The organism is Chondromyces crocatus, assembly GCF_001189295.1.
In the GTDB taxonomy this organism is placed as follows: domain Bacteria; phylum Myxococcota_A; class Polyangia; order Polyangiales; family Polyangiaceae; genus Chondromyces; species Chondromyces crocatus.
The window spans coordinates 6508976-6529190 of sequence record NZ_CP012159.1 but is presented as its reverse complement, the minus strand read 5'-3'; the positions used below and the strand labels follow the sequence as shown (position 1 = coordinate 6529190).

Genomic DNA, 20215 nt, shown 5'->3' with positions numbered 1-20215 from the left:
CACTGGCGCCCAGCATCGGGAGGGGCTACGGCCCTCCCCGAGATGATTCAACGTGCGCTGATTTCCGTGTCGGACAAGACGGGGCTGGCCGCACTGGCCAGCCGGCTGGTGGCCCGGGGCATCGAAATCCTCTCGACGGGGGGGACACAGCGAGCGCTCGTGGCTGCCGGGATTCCGGTGGTGCCCGTGGAGGACTACACCGGCTCTCCCGAGGTGATGGACGGTCGTGTGAAGACCCTCCACCCTCGCGTCCACGGTGGGATCCTCATGCGGGGCGCCGTGGACGAGGCAGACCTGCAGCGGATCGGGGGGAAGACGATCGATCTCGTGGTCTGCAACCTCTACCCCTTCGAGGCCAAGGTTGCGGAGCCTGGCGCCGCGCATGAGGAGATCATCGAGAACATCGACATCGGTGGTCCTTCGATGGTGCGGAGCGCCGCGAAGAACCACGACCGCGTGGCGGTGGTGGTCGATCCACGCGACTACGAGGTGGTGCTCGACGAACTCGAGCAGAGCGGAGAGGTGTCGGCGTCGACCCGGCGTCGGCTGGCGGCCAAGGCCTTCGCGCACACGGCGGCCTACGATGGAGCCGTCTCGGGGTATCTCTCCGCGTTGCCCGAGGTGCAGGAGGGTACGGCACGCGATGCACATCCGCGCTACCTGACCCTCGCGTTCGAGCGCGCGTACCCGCTGCGGTACGGCGAGAATCCCCATCAGAGTGGAGCCTTCTACCGAGAGCGACGGGCCGTCGAAGGGACGCTAGCGCGCAGCGAGTCGCTGGGGGCGGGCGGCAAGGAGCTGTCGTTCAACAACCTGGTCGACGTCGACGCCGCGCTGGAGGCGGTGCGTGATTTCGAGGCGCCCGCTGCCGTGGTCGTGAAGCACACCAATCCTTGCGGGGTCGCTGTGGCGGCCGATCTGGTGACCGCTTACCGCGCTGCGCGTGAGGCGGACGCGCTCAGCGCCTTCGGTGGCATCGTGGCGCTCAACCGCGAGGTCGACCGCGCGACGGCCGAGGCGCTGGTGGAGACCTTTCTGGAGTGCGTGGTGGCCCCGAGCTACGCCGAGGAGGCCCTGGAACTCTTGCGGGGCAAGAAGAACCTGCGGGTCCTCGCGACGGGCGCGTGGCTGGAGGCGGCGCACCGGGAGCTGACCTGGAAGCGGGTCGGAGGCGGCATCGTGGTGCAGGAGCGTGATGCCACCGGCGCTGGGGAAGTCAGGGCAGGCCGGGTGGTCACGCAGCGGGCCCCCACCGAGGAGGAGCTGGAGGGCCTCGACCTCGCCTGGAAGGTCTGCAAGCACGTCAAGTCGAACGCGATCGTGCTCGCCTCGACGACGGCGACGGTCGGCGTGGGTGCAGGGCAGATGTCTCGGGTGGAGAGCGTGCGGATCGCGTGCCGCAAAGCAGGAGAGAAGGCGCGCGGGAGCGCTCTCGCGTCAGACGCCTTTTTCCCGTTCCCCGATGGCGTCGAGCTGGCCGCGGAGCACGGCATCACCGCGATCGTTCAGCCTGGGGGCAGCGTGAGGGATGCCGAGGTCATCGCCGCCGCCGACCGCGCCGGGGTGGCCATGGTGTTCACCGGCGTTCGCCACTTCCGACACTGAAGTATTCCACTTCACGCGCTGGCCAGATAAATATCGAAGCCGAAAATTTGGCCACGAGTTCTTCTATATGTTGATGGTCGGCGACACGGTGGGTGCTCCGAGCGCCTCTCCGTGACCCGACTGTGTTTCGAGCCCCGGCGTTCCGGGGATGTCGCCAAGGAGCGAGGCTGTGGCTGGAATCAGCGAGACATGCAGCATCTGTGGGACCGGTTTCGAGGTCCAGTTCCGCTACCAGATGGAGGAGAAGGACGGGGGCTTCTCCTTCTTCTGCTCGCAGAAGTGCCTCGAGAAGAGCCAGCTCGGTGGTGACGGCGAGGCGATGGCCACGTGCGATGCGTGCGCCAAGCGCTTCTCGCCCTCCCTGGTATCTCAGGTCCTCTACGTGTCCGGCAAACGGCACTATGCCTGCTCCCTCGAGTGCAGGACCCAGGTCGTGCGCGAGGCCAATGGGGTGCGTCTCGGAGACATCGCCGCGTCCGTCTCCGAGCCGCCCCCGGCGACGATGCGGGAAGGAGCCGAGGCCGCTGAAGGACTCCAGGAAGGAGCCGAGCCGCTCCCCCTGTCGAGCGGCTCCAGCCTCGGCCAGACTTCTGCGCGCGCCCCCTCCAGCGTCGCCCCAGCCACTCGCCCGGCCGCTGCTGGTGGCGGCTCCGCGGATGTGCGGCGCGCCTCGGCCCTCCCGGGTCCTCAATCTTCGGCCTCTGCGACCCCCGCGCCTCGAAGCAAGGCGTCGGAGGTCCCGGCCCGCCAGGGCGGGGCGGTCGCCGTGCCCGTCGTCCCGTCACCGAATGCACGCCGCGGTGCAGGAACGCAGCCTGCCGGGACGGCTGCTGCCCCGGTTCCCCAGGCCGTGCCCCGGTATCTGGCCGTGTTCAACCACAAGGGGGGCACGGGCAAGACCACCACGGCCGTGAGCGTCGCCGCTGGCCTCGCGAGCAAGGGCAAGAAGGTGCTCCTCGTCGACACCGACGCCCAAGGCAACGTGTCGGTGTCCCTCGGCGCCAGCGCAGAGCGGTCGCTCTATCACGTGCTCGTGATGGGTCTGCGCGTGGCTGACGCCACCAAGACGGTGCGCCCCAACCTCGACCTGCTCCCCTCGAACGAGACCCTCGCCGCTGGCGAGCTCTACCTCGCCGGGCGGCAGAACCGCGACCGCGTGCTCTCCGACAGGCTCGGTGCTGCGGCGGCGGGCTACGACTACGTGGTCCTCGACTGCTCTCCGAGCCTGTCGCTGATGAACCAGAACGCTCTCGTGTTCGCCGACAGCGTGCTCGTCCCGGTGGCCTGCGACTACCTCTCCCTCGTCGGCGTGCGGCAGGTCATCAAGACCGTGAAGAACGTCAACGCGCTTCTCCACCACCCCGTCCAGATCTGGGGCGTCCTACCCACGTTCTTCGATGGGCGCGCCAAGATCGCACGCGAGGCGGTGAGCACCTTGCAGCAGCACTTCGGTGACCGCTGCCTTCCTCCGATCCGCCAGGCCATCAAGGTCAAAGAGGCGCCGGCACAGGGCCAGACCATCTTCGAGTACGCCTCGGGGACGCCCGCCGCGGACGACTACCTCACCGTGGTGGAGCGGATCATCGAGAGCCGCGAGCGGGGTCAAGCCGGCTCGGAGGCAGGGAACGCGAAGGCGTCGAGCGCCCCGCGAACGACTTCGGGCAGCCGGGCCGGCGCCGCAGCGGCGGGCGCGTGAGCGAGCGGGAGGCAGAGATGAAAGGCGTTGATGAGCGCGGCGGTACCGCGAGGACCCTGCTCGATCCCGACGAAGTGGAGGGGGTGCTCTCGGGCGCCTTTTACACGCCGGCAGAAGCACGCCCCCGGGCCAAGGCGCTCCCTGCCGAACGACCGCAGCACTACAAGGTGATCTGCATCTCGCTGTACACCGAGGACCTAGAGCGGCTGGACGAGATGGTGAACGCGCTGAAAGCCCGCGGCATCACCAAGGCCAACCGGAGTGCCCTCATCCGGCACGCACTCTCTCAGGTCGATCTCGACAAAGTTCCGCGCGGACTCTGACCTTCCGGGAGGGGGTACGTCCCTTGCAATTCCCCTCCTGGAATGGGCTCCAGGTGTCTCAGAAGGGGAGGGGAGAGCAGAAGGTCGGACTCCTGCTGGGGACGAAGCGTGACCGGACCTCCCACCGGGCGCGCCCAGCGTGCTGCGCGAGGGCACGCCGTGGCGCTCCTGGCGCTGGCATTCGCGCTGGGGACCTTCACTCTGCTGCCTGACGCGCATCCTGCAGGCCCGGAGGAAGCCGCACGGGCCTCCGTCATCGTCGCGTCCAGAAGCACCCCCGGCCACGCGAACTTGGCGATCCAGGACCCGTTGCTCACGCCCAAGCGGGAGGTGCCCCAATCCACGCCTTCCTCGTCGTCCAAGGAAGCCTGGGACACTGCGGCGGTCGTCTGTATCACGGTGCTCGTCGCGCTCGCGCTGGGGGCCTTCGGTACGGCAGGCATCCGAGGTAACCGGCATTATTTCAAGCGCGACCCGCGCGAGACGCAGCGGCTCCGGGAGAGCGACCAGGAGGCGCGCAACCGCGACTCTCATCATGGTGGAGCACCGAGCCACTGAGGGCTGGCCTTCGGCAGGGAGACCGTGAGCGTCTCTCGTGGCGTCTCAGGCGGGCGCGAGCTGGTCCCAGAATGCTTGCAGATCCCCGGCGAGCGGTGCTTCGAAGCGAACACGGCCTCCCCGGATGGGGTGCTCCATCTCGAGCAGCTCCGCGTGGAGCGCGTGCCGTTCGAGCTCCAGCGTCTGCCGGTCTTCGTCCGTCAACAACCCGTCGGCCCCGCGCGTGAACAACGTGTCGTCGGGGCCATAGAGCTTGTCGCCGACCAGCGGTAGCCCGACCGTGCTCAGATGCATCCGGATCTGGTGCTGCCTTCCCGTCTCCAGCGTGCATCGGATGAGGCTGTAGTGGCGCCCTGACGCGGGCTGCACGCGGCGCTCGACCAGCTCGCAGGCCGTGGCAGACGGTAGCCCGGCGCCAGGCCGCGCGACACGCATCTTCACCTTGGTCGAGTGTGTGGGATCGAGCTCCAGCGGCACTTCCACCCGGAAGTGCTCCTCCGTCGCCCAGCCCCAGGCGATGGCGAGGTAGCGCTTCACCACCCCGGTGCGCGCCTCGAACTGCGACTTCACGCGCCGATCGGCTTCCGCGTTGCGCGACAAGAGGAGCACGCCGCTCGTCTCCCGGTCGAGCCGGTGACCGAGGTACAGGTGCTCACCCTGCCGCGCCGCCTCCAGCATCTTGACCACGGTGCTCTTGTGGTAGCGCGCCGTGGGGTGCACCGGGATGAACGGCGGCTTGTTGATCGCCACCAGATCCTCGTCCTCGAAGACCACCGGGATCTCCACGGATGGCGCCTGCTCGTCCCACGGCTCCCGCCACAAGAGCACGCACTGCTCCGCGCGGACCCGATCGCCACCGCGCAACCGGCGCGCGTCCGGCGAGTAGGCACCCCGCGCCACGATCGTCGCGGCCCTCGTCCGGCTCGTCCTCCGGAGCTGCGTCTGCACGAAGCGGTCGAGGCGCATCCCTGCGGCCTCGGGCGGCACCCGGAGGACCGTCACCACCGACCCCTCGGGCACCTCCGCCGGCCGCACCACCTGTACCCCTCGGCCGAAGGGCCCTTCCATTGCCTCGAGCTGCCGCGCGCTGATCCGGGTCATGCCTGTCCGTGTCTTGTACAGGGTGTCCCGGGGTTCGTCTCCGGGACACCGCCGCGCTCCGAGCGGGGCGCGCTCCGGTCCCCTCAAAAGGGGGGCCACGGCTCCGAGGCTCCGTGGTACACCCGCCGCCGCATGGAGATCCTCTTCGCTGCTTCCGAGCTCGCGCCCATGATCAAGGTGGGCGGCCTCGCGGACGTGGTCGCCTCGCTGTCCAAGGCTCTCCGACTGCTCGGCCACCGCGTGACCATCGCGCTCCCGCGCTACCAGGCGCTCGAGTCGAGCGGCCTCATGCTCGCTCGCCGCCTCACCCCCATGGTGCTCGACGGCCCCGGGGAGCGTGCCGAGGTCACCGTGTACGACGGCCGGCTGAGTTCCGGGGTGGAGCTTCTCCTGCTCGACATCCCCGGCCTTTTCGACCGCAAAGGCATCTACGGCGAAGACGGCCGAGAGTACCCCGACAACGCCCGCCGCTTCGGCCTCTTCTCCCGCGCCGTCGTGGAGGTCGCCCGCCAGCGCGCCCGCACGGGCACCCCGTTCGACGTCCTCCACACGCATGACTGGCCCACGGCGATGGCGGGCTACCTCCTGCGCGAACAGCGCTCGGTCATGCCGACCCGGTCGGTTCTCACCCTGCACAACATCGCCTCCCAGGGCCTCTTCCCGCGCGAGGCGCTGGCCACCTTCGGCCTCGGCGACGATCACTTCCACCCCGAGCGGCTCGAGTTCTACAGCCAGCTCAACTTCCTCAAGGGCGGCATCCTCGCGGCTGATGCCCTCACCACCGTCTCCGACACCTACGCCCGCGAGATCCAGACGACGAAGCTCGGCTTCCGTCTCGACGGCGTCATTCGCTCCCAGGCCAAGAAGCTCTCGGGCATCGTGAACGGCATCGACTACGCCGTGTGGAACCCGATGACCGATCCCTCCCTCGTGGCGCGGTACGACGCCGAGGACATCGCCAACAAGGGCCGCTGCAAGAGCGCCATCCTCCAGGAGATCGGCCTCGAGATCCGGCCCGAGCGCCCCCTCCTCGTCGCGATCAGCCGTGTCGTCGAGCAGAAGGGGAGTGACCTCCTCGCGGCGGCGCTGCCCAAGATCCTGCGCGGGGACGCGAGCGTCATCATCGCAGGGGAAGGCGATCCCGCCCTCATGGCGCAGCTCGAGGCCGCGGCGGCCAGAGCCCCGGGTCGTGCCGCGTACCTCGGTGGCGTGAAGGAGCCCGTCGTGCACCGTCTCCTTGCCGGTGCCGACCTCGCGCTCCTGCCCTCCCGCTACGAGCCCTGCGGACTCGTGCAGCTTTACGCCCAGCGCTACGGCACCGTTCCCGTGGCCCACCGCACAGGCGGTCTCGTGGACACGGTCATCGACCTCGATCCGGCGCTGGAGACGGGGACGGGCTTCCTCTACGACGAGCCCACCGCACAAGGGCTCATCGGCGCCACGCAGCGTGCCATCGCCGCGCTGACCCACCCCCGCTGGGGTGCCGTGCGGCGCCGCGTCATGCGACTCGACCTCGGCTGGGATCGCCCCGCCCGGCGGTATGCGCAGGTCTATCGCTCGGTGCTCCAAGCGTAGGCGCCCGGCCGCCAGCGACTTCGGGTAGAGTCATCCAGGCTGGCTTCCTCGACGGGCGCCGGCCTTTCGAACGGTGCCGACCAGCGTAGAGCTATACGTCCTCGACGAGGGACGTGGCTACGGACCTCTTTCGATCGAGAAAGTCCGCAGCGCGATCTCCGAAGGGACCATCGGGGTCAGCGCCCGCTTCCGGGTGTCCGAGGGGCACCCCTGGCTCCCTGGCGCCGCGTGGGATCCGGTCGCTGATCTGCTTCCCGCGCCGCATCTCCCGGAGCCCCCCGAAGGCAGTCCGGCCCCGCTCCCGCCGGGTGAGGTCGCGGGCTTGCCGGCCCACGTCCGGGAACTCCTGCGCTGGTTCGTCTCTGACGAGGATGGCGTGATGGGCCCCGTCGGGGGCGACTTCCTCGTCAAGGCGATCAAGGCTGGCAAGCTCTCCACCTCCGCCGCCATCGCGCTCGCCGCGCGACGCATCCGCGCCGAGTGGACGGTCGCCGCCGTCGTCTTCCCTGGTGCCTCGGCCGGCGCCACCACCGTGCGTCGACGTGGCGCTCCCGCCGCCCCGTGCGCCTACTGCAAAGAGTCCCTGACCCCTGCCGCGTCGACCTGCCCCGCGTGCGGCGAGCCCACCCGCCTCTCGCCTGGGCCGACGCGCCGCGAGCAGGTGTTCTCTGGGGCCGCGGCCCTCGGCGTCGTCACCGTGCTGTCCCTCGTCCTCGCCCCCTTCTTGCAGCGTGACCGCGCGCTTCAGACGCCTCTGCCGGCCGCTGCCCCGAGCGCCTCGGCCCCTTCCTCCGCGCCCCCCCCTGACGTGCCGCCCACACCATCGCGGCCTTCACCAGCTCACCTCACCACCCTGGAGGTCGCAGCCACGCTCACGGCCCCACCGAACGCGACCGACGTCCTCGCCATCGCCCCCGATCGCCTCGCCGTCGCTTCCAGTGCCGCGCTGCAGATCGTCGACTTGCGAGGCGCTCACCGCGTCACCCTGCCAGAGCTGAGTCGCGCCCAGGCGCTCTTCCCCGTCCATGGCTCCGAGCTCATGCTCGTCGTGCTCCCCGAGCGTCCCTCCGACGCCGATCCAGCGCCCTCCGGCAAGCGCGTCGCACCGCGCCTTCTCACCCCTCTGGCCTCCCCGGCGACGCCGCGCCTGCGCCTCGCGACCGTGCACGTCCCCACCGCGCGGCCCCTCGCCGTCCACGAGCTCACCTGGAGCGCGCTCCCGCCCATCGCCATCGCCTCTGCCCGCGGCCTTGCCTTCCTCCCGGACCCCTCGGGCCGCACCCTCCTCCGCCTCGCGCACGACCGCCTGGACAGCGTCTACCGCCCTGCGCTGGAGGCCCCCATGACCCTGCTCACACTCGACGCCACCGGCGAACACGCGCTCGCCGCCGAGGGCCCCCTGATCCTGGCTTCGCCCGCGCCTCCTTCGTCTCCCTCTGCCACCTCGCGCCCTCGGCCAGCCCCTCCCGCCTCGCGACCCGAGCCTCACCCGGCCGCCCTCGTCGCCTTCCACGCCACCACCGAGCGAGAGCCCGACGCGCGCCCCACGCACCGCATCCAGCTCGCCGAGCGGCCTTCCGCCATCGCCCTTGCGCCCAACGGCGCCTTCGGGGTCGCCCTCCTCCTGGCCCGCCGCGAGCTCGTCCGCTTCGACCTCGGCTCTCGCGCCTCCCTCGGCCCCGTCGGCCCTCACGCCCGAACCTGCGACGACGCCATCGACCTCGCCCTTGGGCGTGACCTCCTCCTCGTCGCCTGCCGCTCCACCGGCCTCACGCTCCTCGACGCCACCACCTTGACCCCTGTCGCGCAGCTCGACCTCGGCGCCCCGATCCTCCAGCTCGCGCTCGCCCCCGATCGCACCCAGGCCCTCGTTCTCCTCGACGCCCCGTCGCCGGGCGTCACCGCCCTCGACCTTTCCACCCGGACGCTGACCCCCCTGGTGCGAGGCGAACCCCTCCAGCGCCTTCGCTACGGCCTCGGCGGCCACCTCGCCACTGCCTTCGCGCCGAGCACCCGCCGCATCGTGGTGCTGCGATGACGAAGCCGACGTGCCCCCGCTGCGGCTCCTCGATCCAGCTCGGCGCCTCCAAGTGCCCCGCCTGCCGCCAGTGGATCGGTCCGCGCCCGGGCTTTCCCCTCGGACAGAGCCAGCTCTTCGGGATCGCCTGCGCCCTCCTCGCCACGGGCGCCGCCCTCGGCTTCGGCGGCGCCCACCTCGCTGGCCTCCTCACCTTCCCGGCGGACACCGATCGCGCCGCTCTCGCTCCCGCTCCCGCGCCATCGACCTCCACCTCGTCCGTGCCCGATCGCGTCCACTCCTTCCCTTCGAACGCCGCCCCCAGCGCCCCGCACCTCCCCCCTGCCGCGCGTCCCTCCGTGGCCTCGACCCCCGTCCCACCCGACGCAGCGCGCCCCGCCACCTGGCATCCACCTCGCACCATCCCCCTCGGCGTCGTCCCCCGCGACATCGCCCTCACCGAGGACGGTGCGACCCTCCTCGTGCTCGACACCGATGGCGCCCTCCATGCCATCCAGCCCGACGCCCCCGATACGCGCCGCCGCCTCCCTCTTCCTGGCCGACCCGCCCGCCTCCACCGCCTCGGACCGCATCACCTCGTCGCCCTCGACGCCCAGGGCCCGCTCCCTCTCATCGACCTGCGCACCTGGGATCTCACCCTCCTCGACGCCGGCGGTCCCGCAAGCGACGCTCTCTTGCTGGGACAGGGCCGTGTCCTCCTGACCGCGAGCGCCACGGGCCGCCGCGTCACCCGCTTCATCGGCCCTGGCACCTCGACCGACACCGCCGACTGGCGCATGGCCGGCACGCTCTCCCTCCCGCGCCCTCCCCAGCAGCTCGGCCTCGTGCCTGGCAACCCCGAGCTGGTCTTGATGATCCTGCCCGCGCTCGACCCCTCGCGCCCCGGCACGCTCGAGCTGTTCGACCCACGTGTGGAGCCCCTCGGCACGTCGCGTAGAGCCTTCGCGCTCCACCTCGACCCCACGCCGCGGCTCCTGCCGACCGCCCCCTCGCTCGACGTGGTCCCCGCCGACCCGCACACCTCGGTTCCGTGGCGAGGGCGCACCCTCCTCGATCGCCAGGGATCTCAGCTGGTCCACATCTCCCCCGATGCCCTGGACCTCACCCTCCTCGCGGCCGCCCCCGAAGGCCGCCTCGCTGGCGTCGCGCGCCTCCTCGACCGCTACCTCATCCTCGTCGACACCGCGGGGGTAGCCCTCGTCCTCGGCGAGCCTGACGGGGCCCTCCTCGCGCGCCTCCCCCTCGACACCGCGCCCGTTGCGACCGCGCAGACCCCGGACGGCCGCACCGCGCTCATCGCCCTCGCGGGGCGCGCTGCCGTCGATCCCGGCACCCTCCTGATCCTCGATGGCGACCCTCCCACCATCACGGCCCGCCTTTCCATCGGCCCTACCGCGACCGACGCCCGCATCGCCGTCACGCCAGACCGCATCGCGACGCTTTCTCTCGCGGACAAGAGCGTCTGCCTCATCGAGCGCCGCTGACGACCACAATCGGGCGGAACTGGCTTATCCTCGCCAGCAGGAAACTGCCCCATGTCCGTCCGAACTTCTCTCCCTGGTCCTCGCTCCCGCCTGAACCGACGAGGCCCTGGGGTCGTCGCGGCGGCCTCGCTCTCCGCGCTGCTCGCCCTCCTGTTCGGCTTCGGAGGCTGCGGCCTCCCCACCAGCGGCACGGCCAGCACCGGCGACCAGCGCTCCTGCACCTCGGCGGCGCACTGCGACGACAAAAACCCATGCACCGTCGACACCTGCGGCGAGGACAACCTGTGCAGCGCCGACCTCGTGCCTGACGGCCCGCAGGCGCAGCAGCTCACAGGAGATTGCCGGGTGCTGATGTGCGTCGGGGGCCAGCCGAGCGAGCAGCCCACGGACAGCGACGTGCTCGACGACCGCAACGACTGCACCTTCGACACGTGCGTCGAAGGCGAGCCGCGCAACACACCGAAACCCGATGGCGACGCATGTGCCGTCGGCACGGTGCAGGGCGCCTGCCGTGCGGGTCAGTGCGTGGTCCCGTGCGGACCCGACCAGCCCTCGTGCGACGACGGCAACCCTTGTACCGACGACGCGTGTGATGCGGTCACCTCGCAGTGCGTGAACACCCCGAGGCATGGCGAGCCGCCCATCGGTCATGTCGAGGAGCAAGGCGACTGCGGCGTCACCGTTTGCTCCAGCGGTCAGGTGCAGCGGATCGTCGATGAGACCGAGACGCCGGCTCCGGCGAACGACTGCATGCAGGGCCTCTGCAACGGGGGAACCCCGACGCAGGTCCCCTTGCCGGCGCAGACTTCGTGCGGCTCGTCCGGCGACGTATGCGACGGCGCGGGGACGTGTGGCCAGTGCAACAGCGCCAGCGACTGCGTGAATCTGCCGGATGACGGCGCCTGCGCTACGCGCACCTGCGTGAACCACGTGTGTGGCCAGGTGTTCACTGGAGCTGGCACATTGGTGCCGAACCAGACGGTCGGTGATTGCCAGGTGCGGGTGTGCGACGGCGCCGGTGCCGAGGTGTCGATGCCGGACGACACGGACTTCGTCGACGATGGCAACGAGTGCACCATCCAGGACTGCAACAACGGTCAGCCGCGCTCGGTCGACGCCTCCCTCAACACCCCGTGCGGCGGCGGTAACCAGCTCTACTGCAACGGTGCCGGCGCCTGCGTGGGCTGCACCGCGAACGACCAGTGCGGGCAGGGGACGTTCTGCGGCGAACGGGTGTGCAACCCGAGCCAGCAGTGCGTCTGGGCGTACACCGCTGCGGGGACTCCGCTCCCCGACGACGATCAGGAGCCAGGGGACTGCAAGCAGGTCCAGTGCAGCGGCACCTCCGAGACTCCAGTCACGGTGACGCTCGGCACCGACACGCCCCAGGACGACGGCAACCAGTGCACGCTTCAGATCTGCAACGGGGACATGCCCGACACGGTCTACGTGCCGCTCAACTCGGTCTGCAACCAGAACGGCGGCCGGTTTTGCAGCGGCATGGGGGCCTGTGTGGACTGCACGATGGCCTCGCAATGCCAGCCAGGGAGCAACGTCTGCATCCTCGCGGCGTGCAACGCTGGCGCCTGCGGCTTCACGAACGTCCCCGCGGGCACACCGCAGGAAGACACGACGCTTGGCGACTGCCGGCGCCCGGTATGCACGGGCAACGGCGGCATCCAGCTCGATCCCTTCGACCTGGATCTCCCCAACGACGGGCACACCTGCACTCAGGACCTCTGCACCAACGGCACGCCGTCGCACCCGCCGGTCCCCGACGGCACCGCCTGCTCGGAGAATGGCGGCCAGGTGTGCATGGCAGGCGTGTGCAAGCGCTCTCCCGGCCAGACCTGCTCCGCCAATGTCGACTGCGCGAGCGGCTTCTGCGTCGACGACCGTTGCTGCAGCACGGCCTGCTACGGGGACTGCGTGAGCTGCGGTAACCCGCAAGGCCAGTGCACGCCGCTCCCGCTGGGTACGACGGATACCTGCACGGGAGGCGCTCAGTGCAACGGCATGGGCGAGTGCAGGCTCCCCACTGGCTTGCTGTGCATGAACGGCGCCCAGTGCCTGAGCGGCTACTGCACCGACGGCGTCTGCTGCAACGAGGTCTGCGGCGACGCTTGCGAGTCGTGCGCCGTCCCGGGGCTGGTGGGCACCTGCTCTCCGACGGCCGAGGGACAGCAAGACGACTGCAACCCCGGCGAGGTGTGCCACAACGGTTCGTGCAGCGGCGAGGGCGGCTCCCAGTGCAACTCTCCCTCCGACTGCGCGAGTGGCTTCTGCATCGATGGGGTCTGTTGCGCCACTGCCTGCAACGAGCCCTGCCACGCCTGTGATGTGACGGGCAGCGTGGGCACCTGCGCGCCTGACCCCCTGGAGAATGGCCAGCAAGACACCTGCAGCAACGTCGAGGTCTGCGACGATGGCGCGTGCAAGCGCGTGGACGGCCAGACGTGCAACGCGGCCGCTCAGTGCGCGAGCGATGTCTGCATCGATGGGGTCTGTTGCGCCACCGCGTGCAACGAAGCCTGCCACGCCTGTGATGTGCCGGGCAGCGTGGGGACTTGCTCCCCCGACCCCTCACTCGACGACCAGCAAGACACCTGCAACCCCAACGAACTGTGCAGCAACGGCACGTGCACGGCTGACGTGGGGGTTGCATGCTCGGTCAACAGCGACTGTGCCAGCGGTTTCTGCGTTGATGAGGTCTGCTGCGCCACCGCCTGCAACGAGGCCTGCCGCGCCTGCGACGTGCCCGGCAGCGAGGGGACCTGCTCACCCGACGTCTCGCTCAACGGCCAGCAAGAAACCTGCGACCCCGGCGAACAGTGCAGCAACGGCACGTGCACTGCCGCCTTGGGAGCCATCTGTTCAGCCAACGGCGACTGCGCCAGCGGCCACTGCGTCGACGGCGTCTGCTGCGCCACGGCCTGCGACGACGCCTGCTGGGCTTGTGACGTGCCCGGCAGCGAAGGCACCTGCTCCCCTGACGGCGCGCTCGATGGGCAGCAAGACGAGTGTGGCGACGATGAGGCCTGCGACGATGCAGGCGCCTGCACGGCCCTCGTCATCACCTGTTCAGAGGACGACGACTGCGCCAGCGGCTTCTGCGCCGACGGCGTCTGCTGCGGCACGGCCTGCGACGAGGCTTGCCATACCTGTGACCTGCCGGGCGCCGAAGGCACCTGCCTCCCCGACGCCTCCCTCGACGGCCAACCCGACACCTGCGACGACCCCGAAGTCTGCGACGACAGCGGCGCCTGCGTGACGCCGTAGCTCGACGCCATGCTCCTTGCTGCCGTGCCGCTCTCCTCGGCCCGGCAGCAGGCTCACCTCAGCCCCTCAACCCCACATCGAGCTTCTCGCGACCCCTCGCCACGCCAGCCCCTGGCGCCGCGCCGCCCCGTCGTCGGCTCACCCCACCCCTGCTCGGCGTTCCCTCAGCCCCCCACCGCAGCCAGCCTCATCCCGCCGGCTGCACCTCGGTGTCGCGCGGCCGGTTCTCTCCGCCCACCCGCACGCTTCCCGCGTCCGAGCGCAGGTAACGGAAGCACTCCCGCAGCCCTTCCTTCAGCGACCGCAGCGTCTCCACCCCGGCCACCTCCACCCCGCTCTGCACCAGCGTCTGCGCCACCTCGGGCCGCATCCCCGTCACCACGCAGTACGAACCCATCAGGCGCGAAGCGTTCACCATCCGCACCAGGTGAGCGGCCGTCATCGTGTCGATCACGTTCACGCCCGTCACATCGATGATCACGCACCGCGTCCCGCGCTCTTCCACCCGGGCCAGCAGCCGCTCCGTCATCTCCGCGGCCCGCTGCGTGTCCACCACGCCCACGATCGGCAAGGTCAGGATGTCGTCCCACAGATCGATGATCGGCGTCGTCAGATCCCGGATCGCCAGCTGCTGCCGCTCGATCAACAGCCGCTGCTGCTCCTGCGCGGCCCGCAGATCCTGAGCGGACTGCAGCTCCTTCAGGAACACGGCCATGATGCCTTCGAGTTCGCCGAAATCGTCTTCCGTCGGCGACTCCAGCAGGGACCGAGCCTCCTCGAACGCCTCCACCGAAGCGTAGGACAGGGCCTCCACCAGCCGACGGAGCCGTGCCAGGGGGATCGTCACCGTCTCGTTGTCTTCGCTCATCGACGTCCTGCTGGCGGCCTGCACCGCCTCATCCTGGCCACGCCCGCCCGCCGAGCAGGGGACCCTGCCCGCCACGAAGCCCGGTGGGGCATCCCTCCGTCTATGCGGGCCGGCGCGGAGCGTCAACAGCCTGCCACGGCCACGCGACCCGCGCTCCCCGACGATCCGCAGACCTCACCGAACATTCGCTCGGACGTCCACGAACGCGCTCGCGGATGTGACGACGACGTGCTCCCCCGACGACCCGTGGGCGTACGACCCCGGCCTGCGATAGCATCGCCCCGTGCCCGCCTCCTCCCTCCCGCTCCGTCCCTCCTCCCGCCTGCCGCGAGTGACCCGCCTCGCACCTGCGACACACGCACCCAGGCGCGCCCACCGCCTTGCGGCTGCCGTCGTTTCGGCGGCGACCTTGCTCCTCGCCGCGGACGACGTCCACGCCAACGGCCGCTACCCCGCGGCGGGCCTTCTCGTCGTCGACCCGAACGATCCCGACCACGTGCTCGTCCGGGCCACCTACGGCATCATCACCACCCACGATCACGGCGGGGAGTGGCGGTGGACCTGCGAGAAGGTCGTCGGCTTTGGCGGCTTCGAGGATCCCATGTTCGGCATTCTCGCCGACGGCCGCATCACGGCCGGCCTCTTCATCGGCCTCAGCAGCTCGGTCAACGGCGGCTGCGACTGGACCATGAACCCCTCCCTCCGCAACCGCTACGTCGTCGACCTCGCCGTCGAGAAGTTCGACGCCTCGCGCGTCGTCGCCGTCGCCAGCAACGGCGTGGACGCTGGCCAGTTCCTCACCCAGCTCTGGGAGACCACGGACAGCGGCGCGACCTGGACCCAGGCGGGCATCGACCTCCCCGTCGAATTCCTCGCCCTCACCCTCGATCCCGCGCCCTCCGACCCCGAGAGGGTCTACATCAGCGGTCGCTACGGCGCCCCCGACTACCTTGGCGTCCTCCAGCGCACCTCCGACCGCGGCGCCACCTGGGAGCGTGTCGACATCCCGGGCAGCGACGACAACAGCCTCCCGTACATCGGCGCCATCGACCCCATGGATCCCGACGTCGTGTACGTCCGCCTCAACCGCGCCCCGGGCGATCCTTCCGACGCCCTCATCTACACCGACACCGCGGGCGACAGCTGGACCACCCTCTTCGAGGGCAAGGGCGACATGCTCGGCTTCGCCTTGTCACCCGACGGCAGCCAGGTCGCGATCGGCGGCCCTGAAGACGGCCTCTGGGTCGCTCCCACCTCCACCTTCCAGTTCGAGCAGGTCGCCGAGATCGGCGTCAAGTGCCTCACCTGGACCGAACGCGGCCTCTACGCCTGCGCCGACGAGTTCCGTGACGGCTTCGTCGTCGGCCTCTCCGAGAACGGCGGCCGCTCCTTCACCCCCGTCCTCCACCTCGACGAGGTCTGCGGCCCCCTCGAGTGCGACGACCAGAGCGGCCTCACCCGCAATTGCGCCGAGGAGTGGGGCCCCACCCAGCTCCTCCTCGGCGCCAAGAGCTGCGACGGATCCCCGACGACCACCACCTCCTCCTCCACGACCACCGGCGCGGGCGGCTCCTCCTCGGGTGGCCCCAGAGAAGACAGCTCGGGCGGCTGCTCCGCGCCAGCCACCGCCGTCTCCTCCCGCTGGTGGCTCACCTTGATCCCGCTCGGTCTCGCCGCTGCCCTCGTCCGAAGGCGCGCTCGGCGTCACTGACACACCGGCGCTCCCGTCCGAAAGCGCCCCCGGCGCTGCGGACACGCGCGCCCCCGCGTCACTGCGCCCTCATCCAAACTGCCGCCGCCCTCACCGATCGATGCCCGGCACGACCCCTCGATCGCCGGGCCAGCCCTTGCGCCCGAAGAGGTGGGTGGGTAGGGCTCTCTCGCGCTTCATGCATACCCACACCCAGGAACGCCCCGCAGCCGTCCTCGTCTCGGTCCAGCTCCCCGGCATCGACCACGAGCAGCACGCGGCGGACCTCGCCGAACTCGGCCGCCTCGTCGAGACCCTCGGCTACGACGTCATCGCCACCCTCTCCCAGCGCCGCGAGGCCCTCGGCGCGGCCGCCGTCCTCGGCCGCGGCAAGCTTCGCGAGCTTGCCGCCTACACCGGCGGAGAAGGTGAACTCGCCTCCAGCGCTCCCCAGCGCAAGGACAAAGCCCGCCTCCGCTGGGAAGCCGAGCAACGCGAAGCCGAAGGCGACGACGACGAGGACATCGACGCCGACGCCTTCGATGGCGACGACCTCGACGACGACGCGCCCGAGCACGACGCGCCCGACACTGGCCGCCGCGCCACCCTCGTCGCCATCGACCACGACATTTCTCCCAGCCAGATCCGCAACCTCGAGCGCGCGACGGGCGTCCAGGTCCTCGACCGCACCGGCGTCATCATCGAGATCTTCCACCGGCACGCCCGCAGCCGCGAGGCCCGCCTCCAGGTCGAGATCGCCAGGCTCAACTATGTCGCCCCCCGCCTCCGAGAGACCGGCGGCACGAGTGAGCGCCAGCGCGGCAAGGGCGCGGGCGAGAGCGCCCTCGAACTCGATCGCCGCCGCATCCGCGACCGCATCGCCGAGCTCAAGGAAGAGCTGACCGCCGTCCAGCGCGACCAGAGCACCCGCCGCAGCCTCCGCCGCGACGCCCGCCGCGTCGCCCTCGTCGGCTACACCAACGCGGGCAAGTCCTCCCTCATGCGCGCCCTCACCGGCAGCGAGGTCCTCGTCGCCGACAAGCTCTTCGCGACCCTCGACACCACCGTCCGCGCCCTCCACCCCGAGGCCAAGCCCCGCGTCCTCGTCTCCGACACCGTGGGCTTCATCAAGAAACTCCCCCACGACCTCGTCGCCAGCTTCCGCTCCACCCTCGACGAGGCCCTCGAAGCGTCCCTCCTCCTCTTCGTCGCCGACGCCTCCGACCCCATGTACACCGAGCAGCTCGCCGTCACCCGCAGCGTCCTCGGCGAGATCGGGGCAGGGGACGTCCCGAGCCTCCTCCTCCTGAACAAGGTCGACCGCGTCGCCCCCGAGCAGCTCGACGCCCTCCGCGCCCTCCACCCCGACGCCGTCTTTCTCTCCGCGAAGAACCCCACCGACGTCGCCGCCTTGCGCGATCGCATCGTCGCCTTCTTCGAGGCCGCCATGGTCGACGGTGAGCTGCTCCTCCCGTACGGCAAGCAGAACCTCATCGGCGAGATCTACGAGAACGCCCGCGTCCTCGAAGAGGCTTACGACGAGCACGGCGGCCGCCTCCAGGTCCGTGCTCACCCTGCCGCCCTCGAGCGCCTCCGCAGCCTGCTCTCGCGCTGAGCCGCATCAAGGGCGGAGTTCGACGCGCCCTCGGACTTCAGCGCCCTTCCGCAGCCCTCAGCGCCGCTTCAGGAACCCCTCCCACAGCCGTCGACCTGCCGCCTCGCGGAGCTGCCGCAGCCGGCGCCGACGCCGCAACATCGCGCTCAGCACCACCGCCAGCACGTGGAGCCCCGCGATCACCGCGACGAGGATCCATTTCAGCGCCATCGCCCCAGCCTACCATGCCCCCGCGCGACGGCCCTCATCCGCGCCCCAGCCGGGAGGCGGCCTCGTCACCGCACACACAGCCCACCTGGACCTGACGCGCCCACCTTCCGCTCGAAGGAGGTGCCTCATCTTCGCGTCCTGAGCGGCCCCTCGTCGATGACGCGGGAGAGATCACGACGTCCCTTCCTCGTCGAGACCTTCGTCCTCGCTCATCCCCTCGTCGTCGCCCTCATCGTCGTCGCCGTCACGCTCCAGGCGCGCGATGATCTCGTCCAGCGACGGGCGCATGGGCGGCCCTTCGAGCACGCTCGGCCGACCGTACCTCCGGGACTTGTAGGCGCGCATGCGGTCCGTGCCCCAGATCGCCAGCGTCACCTCCAGGTAGGTCGCGAAGCTCGACACGTTCGACGACATCAGATCGGCGCCGTGATCGCCCGCGACGAGCATCCGCGCTGGCTGATCGGGTGGGCCGAACACCATGTCGGCGTGGTGGTAGTTCCCGAAGCTGTCCACGAGCCCAGCGCGGACACGCTGCTCGTCGTCGGCGTCTTGCGCCGCCACGCCGAAGATCGCGGTGTGGGGCCGCTCGTACCAGTTGATGAACGACTGCTCCACCCAGAAGCGCCTGAACACACGATCGATCGGCAGCAGGTTGATCACCCCGGGTGGCGCGCCGTAGTCGGGGAACTCGAAGGCCGACAGCGGATCCTGCACCGCTCGCCCCGCGAGCCCCCACGTGAGGAACACGCCGTCGTGCGCCAGGTAGAACGCGCGCACGTCGTCGGGCAAGGAGCGCTTCAGCTGCGCCTCGGCCCTGGCGATGGCGGCGTCCGACGCCGGCGCGGCCACCTTCACCTCGTACACCTCCACCTTGGGATGAGCACGGAGTGCTTCGACCATCGTGTTGAACGCTTCAAGAAACGCCTTGCCCATGGCAACGCACGGTACCTGGCGGCCCGCGGCCTGTCTCGACCTGGCACGAGCCGACGCGACGTGCTGGCTGGTGGGATCGGTCCGCGAAGGACGGCGCGCGCGGTGCGGTCAGCGGGGCAGGGGAGGACGAGTCCATGCCGAGGGAGTCAGCGCCCCTCGTCCTTCTCCAGATCGGCCACGATCGCGTCCAGGGAACGAGACGCCGACCACGTCTCGATCACGTGCCGACGCTTCGCGCGCGCCGCCTCGTACGGGCCACGTCGGCGCGTGATGCTGGAGGCCTCACCACCTCGTGGACCTCCACCTTGGGGTGCTCGTGAAGCGCGGGGACCATGGCGTCGAACGACGCGAGGAACGACTTGCCTACGAGCGCAAGGTAGACCGTCGCAGGTCCATGGATCAGCAGGAAACCTGGAGAACCACGGCATCCCCCGAGGTCGCCGTCTCGCGCCTACCGCCCGGCCACGGGCTCTGCGTGGAGAGCGGTCAGCTCCCGCAGGCGCTCTCGCGTCTCAGCGCGGAGCCACGCCAGATCTGCCGCGTCGCGCGGCTTCACCAGCAAGCTCACCCCATCCGGCAGCTCTTCGGGCGCCACCGTGGTCCGGCTCGCCACCACCGGGCAAGGATCGCCCCCGCTCTGGGTTCGCCCTGCCACCCGGGAGAGCAAGCGCGCGCGCGCCTGGATCTCCGCCACGGCGGCCTCGCTCTGGGCGCGCACCGTCACCGTCACCCCTCCAGGGACCTCACCGATCTCCGTGGTCGCCACCTCCACCAGGCACGGGCACGCCGCCAGTGCTCCCGGCGGCGCCTCCCACACCGAGTCGCCGAGCACCTCTTCCGGCGTCCAGCGGGCAACCTCGGCGTTCGTGCGGTCCTCGCGACAGCCTGCGCCCCATGAGAGCGCGAGACACGCCGACACGAGCAGCGACCACCCCCGCAAGGAAGGGCACCACCTCGTGCTGCGCAGTTCCTTGCCACCCGGGGCGCTCTGCTCATGTCGTTGCCGCATCTCGGCTGAAAGGTGCGAGCGGGATGCCAGCCGGCACGGTGGACACCCGAGCGCCCATCGACCCGCCCGTCGCCCACGCCACGCCGACCCCTGGGAACACCGTTCGTGGCTGCCGAACGGTGAACAATCGACCATGATCGGATCGTGGACCTCCGCCCCCATCCCGCCTCCCCACCCCTGAGCCGGCGTGCCAGCGCAATTGTCCCGCAGATACCAGGGTGCCAGAGAACC

Annotated in this window: 15 protein-coding genes; 10 read left to right on the top strand and 5 right to left on the bottom strand. The window is 70.4% G+C overall.

Annotated elements, in window-relative coordinates:
* The first annotated feature begins 42 nt into the window (after positions 1–42).
* The 4 genes from purH to CMC5_RS23775 all read left to right on the top strand — a co-directional run bounded on the left by purH (position 43) and on the right by CMC5_RS23775 (position 4182).
* Complete coding sequence (gene purH, locus CMC5_RS23790; protein WP_050432573.1) at positions 43–1605, top strand: bifunctional phosphoribosylaminoimidazolecarboxamide formyltransferase/IMP cyclohydrolase; 1563 nt, start codon at positions 43–45, stop codon at positions 1603–1605.
* 169 nt (positions 1606–1774) lie between these two features.
* A complete protein-coding gene (locus CMC5_RS23785) occupies positions 1775–3301 on the top strand; it encodes a ParA family protein (RefSeq protein WP_281180720.1) in 1527 nt (508 codons plus the stop codon).
* A 17-nt stretch (positions 3302–3318) separates the two neighbouring features.
* Entirely contained in the window at positions 3319–3624 is a 306-nt protein-coding gene (locus tag CMC5_RS23780; RefSeq protein WP_050432572.1) for a ribbon-helix-helix domain-containing protein, read from the top strand.
* A gap of 108 nt (positions 3625–3732) precedes the next feature.
* Positions 3733–4182: a hypothetical protein gene (locus CMC5_RS23775; RefSeq protein ID WP_050432571.1), complete on the top strand. Its 450-nt coding sequence runs from the start codon at positions 3733–3735 to the stop codon at positions 4180–4182.
* Between the two features lie 45 nt (positions 4183–4227).
* On the opposite strand, the gene CMC5_RS23770 is transcribed toward CMC5_RS23775, so the two are convergent.
* A complete protein-coding gene (locus CMC5_RS23770) occupies positions 4228–5283 on the bottom strand; it encodes an RluA family pseudouridine synthase (protein WP_050432570.1) in 1056 nt (351 codons plus the stop codon).
* 132 nt (positions 5284–5415) lie between these two features.
* On the opposite strand from CMC5_RS23770, the gene glgA reads away from it, so the two are divergent.
* The 4 genes from glgA to CMC5_RS23750 all read left to right on the top strand — a co-directional run bounded on the left by glgA (position 5416) and on the right by CMC5_RS23750 (position 13659).
* Positions 5416–6858 (top strand): glycogen synthase GlgA, encoded by a 1443-nt coding sequence (gene glgA / locus CMC5_RS23765; RefSeq protein ID WP_050432569.1) that lies wholly within the window; start codon positions 5416–5418, stop codon positions 6856–6858.
* A gap of 73 nt (positions 6859–6931) precedes the next feature.
* Positions 6932–8896 (top strand): hypothetical protein, encoded by a 1965-nt coding sequence (locus CMC5_RS23760; RefSeq protein WP_050432568.1) that lies wholly within the window; start codon positions 6932–6934, stop codon positions 8894–8896.
* Positions 8893–10380, top strand: coding sequence for a hypothetical protein (locus CMC5_RS23755; protein ID WP_050432567.1), 1488 nt, complete (start codon positions 8893–8895; stop codon positions 10378–10380). Before CMC5_RS23760 ends, CMC5_RS23755 begins: the two co-directional genes overlap by 4 nt.
* 51 nt (positions 10381–10431) lie before the next feature.
* Positions 10432–13659 carry a hypothetical protein gene (locus tag CMC5_RS23750; protein WP_050432566.1) on the top strand — a complete coding sequence of 1076 codons (3228 nt, stop codon included), beginning with the start codon at positions 10432–10434 and terminating at the stop codon, positions 13657–13659.
* Between the two features lie 187 nt (positions 13660–13846).
* Here the strand turns inward: CMC5_RS23750 and CMC5_RS23745 are convergent, their stop codons facing one another.
* Positions 13847–14527: an STAS domain-containing protein gene (locus CMC5_RS23745; RefSeq protein WP_063796631.1), complete on the bottom strand. Its 681-nt coding sequence runs from the start codon at positions 14525–14527 to the stop codon at positions 13847–13849.
* A gap of 283 nt (positions 14528–14810) precedes the next feature.
* Here CMC5_RS23745 and CMC5_RS23740 point away from each other — a divergent pair, with 283 nt between their 5' ends.
* Positions 14811–16238: a WD40/YVTN/BNR-like repeat-containing protein gene (locus CMC5_RS23740; protein ID WP_156338832.1), complete on the top strand. Its 1428-nt coding sequence runs from the start codon at positions 14811–14813 to the stop codon at positions 16236–16238.
* Positions 16239–16416: 178 nt separating this feature from the next.
* On the top strand, positions 16417–17832 hold the full coding sequence (hflX, locus tag CMC5_RS23735) for a GTPase HflX (protein WP_050432564.1): 1416 nt from the start codon (positions 16417–16419) through the stop codon (positions 17830–17832).
* A gap of 57 nt (positions 17833–17889) precedes the next feature.
* Here the strand turns inward: hflX and CMC5_RS44885 are convergent, their stop codons facing one another.
* From CMC5_RS44885 to CMC5_RS44880, 3 genes are all read right to left on the bottom strand, one after another.
* Positions 17890–18042: a hypothetical protein gene (locus tag CMC5_RS44885; RefSeq protein ID WP_156338831.1), complete on the bottom strand. Its 153-nt coding sequence runs from the start codon at positions 18040–18042 to the stop codon at positions 17890–17892.
* Between the two features lie 171 nt (positions 18043–18213).
* Complete coding sequence (locus tag CMC5_RS23730; protein WP_050432563.1) at positions 18214–18975, bottom strand: SMI1/KNR4 family protein; 762 nt, start codon at positions 18973–18975, stop codon at positions 18214–18216.
* Between the two features lie 451 nt (positions 18976–19426).
* On the bottom strand, positions 19427–19984 hold the full coding sequence (locus CMC5_RS44880; RefSeq protein ID WP_156338830.1) for a hypothetical protein: 558 nt from the start codon (positions 19982–19984) through the stop codon (positions 19427–19429).
* Between the last annotated feature and the right edge of the window lie 231 nt (positions 19985–20215).

Coding starts and splice junctions, on each gene's coding strand:
- CMC5_RS44885 (WP_156338831.1), bottom strand. CDS start 18,042: ATGGCGCTGAAATGGATCCTCGTCGCGGTGATCGCGGGGCTCCACGTG.
- CMC5_RS23770 (WP_050432570.1), bottom strand. CDS start 5,283: ATGACCCGGATCAGCGCGCGGCAGCTCGAGGCAATGGAAGGGCCCTTC.
- CMC5_RS23750 (WP_050432566.1), top strand. CDS start 10,432: ATGTCCGTCCGAACTTCTCTCCCTGGTCCTCGCTCCCGCCTGAACCGA.
- hflX (WP_050432564.1), top strand. CDS start 16,417: ATGCATACCCACACCCAGGAACGCCCCGCAGCCGTCCTCGTCTCGGTC.
- CMC5_RS23730 (WP_050432563.1), bottom strand. CDS start 18,975: ATGGGCAAGGCGTTTCTTGAAGCGTTCAACACGATGGTCGAAGCACTC.
- CMC5_RS23780 (WP_050432572.1), top strand. CDS start 3,319: ATGAAAGGCGTTGATGAGCGCGGCGGTACCGCGAGGACCCTGCTCGAT.
- purH (WP_050432573.1), top strand. CDS start 43: ATGATTCAACGTGCGCTGATTTCCGTGTCGGACAAGACGGGGCTGGCC.
- CMC5_RS44880 (WP_156338830.1), bottom strand. CDS start 19,984: ATGCGGCAACGACATGAGCAGAGCGCCCCGGGTGGCAAGGAACTGCGC.
- CMC5_RS23745 (WP_063796631.1), bottom strand. CDS start 14,527: ATGAGCGAAGACAACGAGACGGTGACGATCCCCCTGGCACGGCTCCGT.
- CMC5_RS23755 (WP_050432567.1), top strand. CDS start 8,893: ATGACGAAGCCGACGTGCCCCCGCTGCGGCTCCTCGATCCAGCTCGGC.
- glgA (WP_050432569.1), top strand. CDS start 5,416: ATGGAGATCCTCTTCGCTGCTTCCGAGCTCGCGCCCATGATCAAGGTG.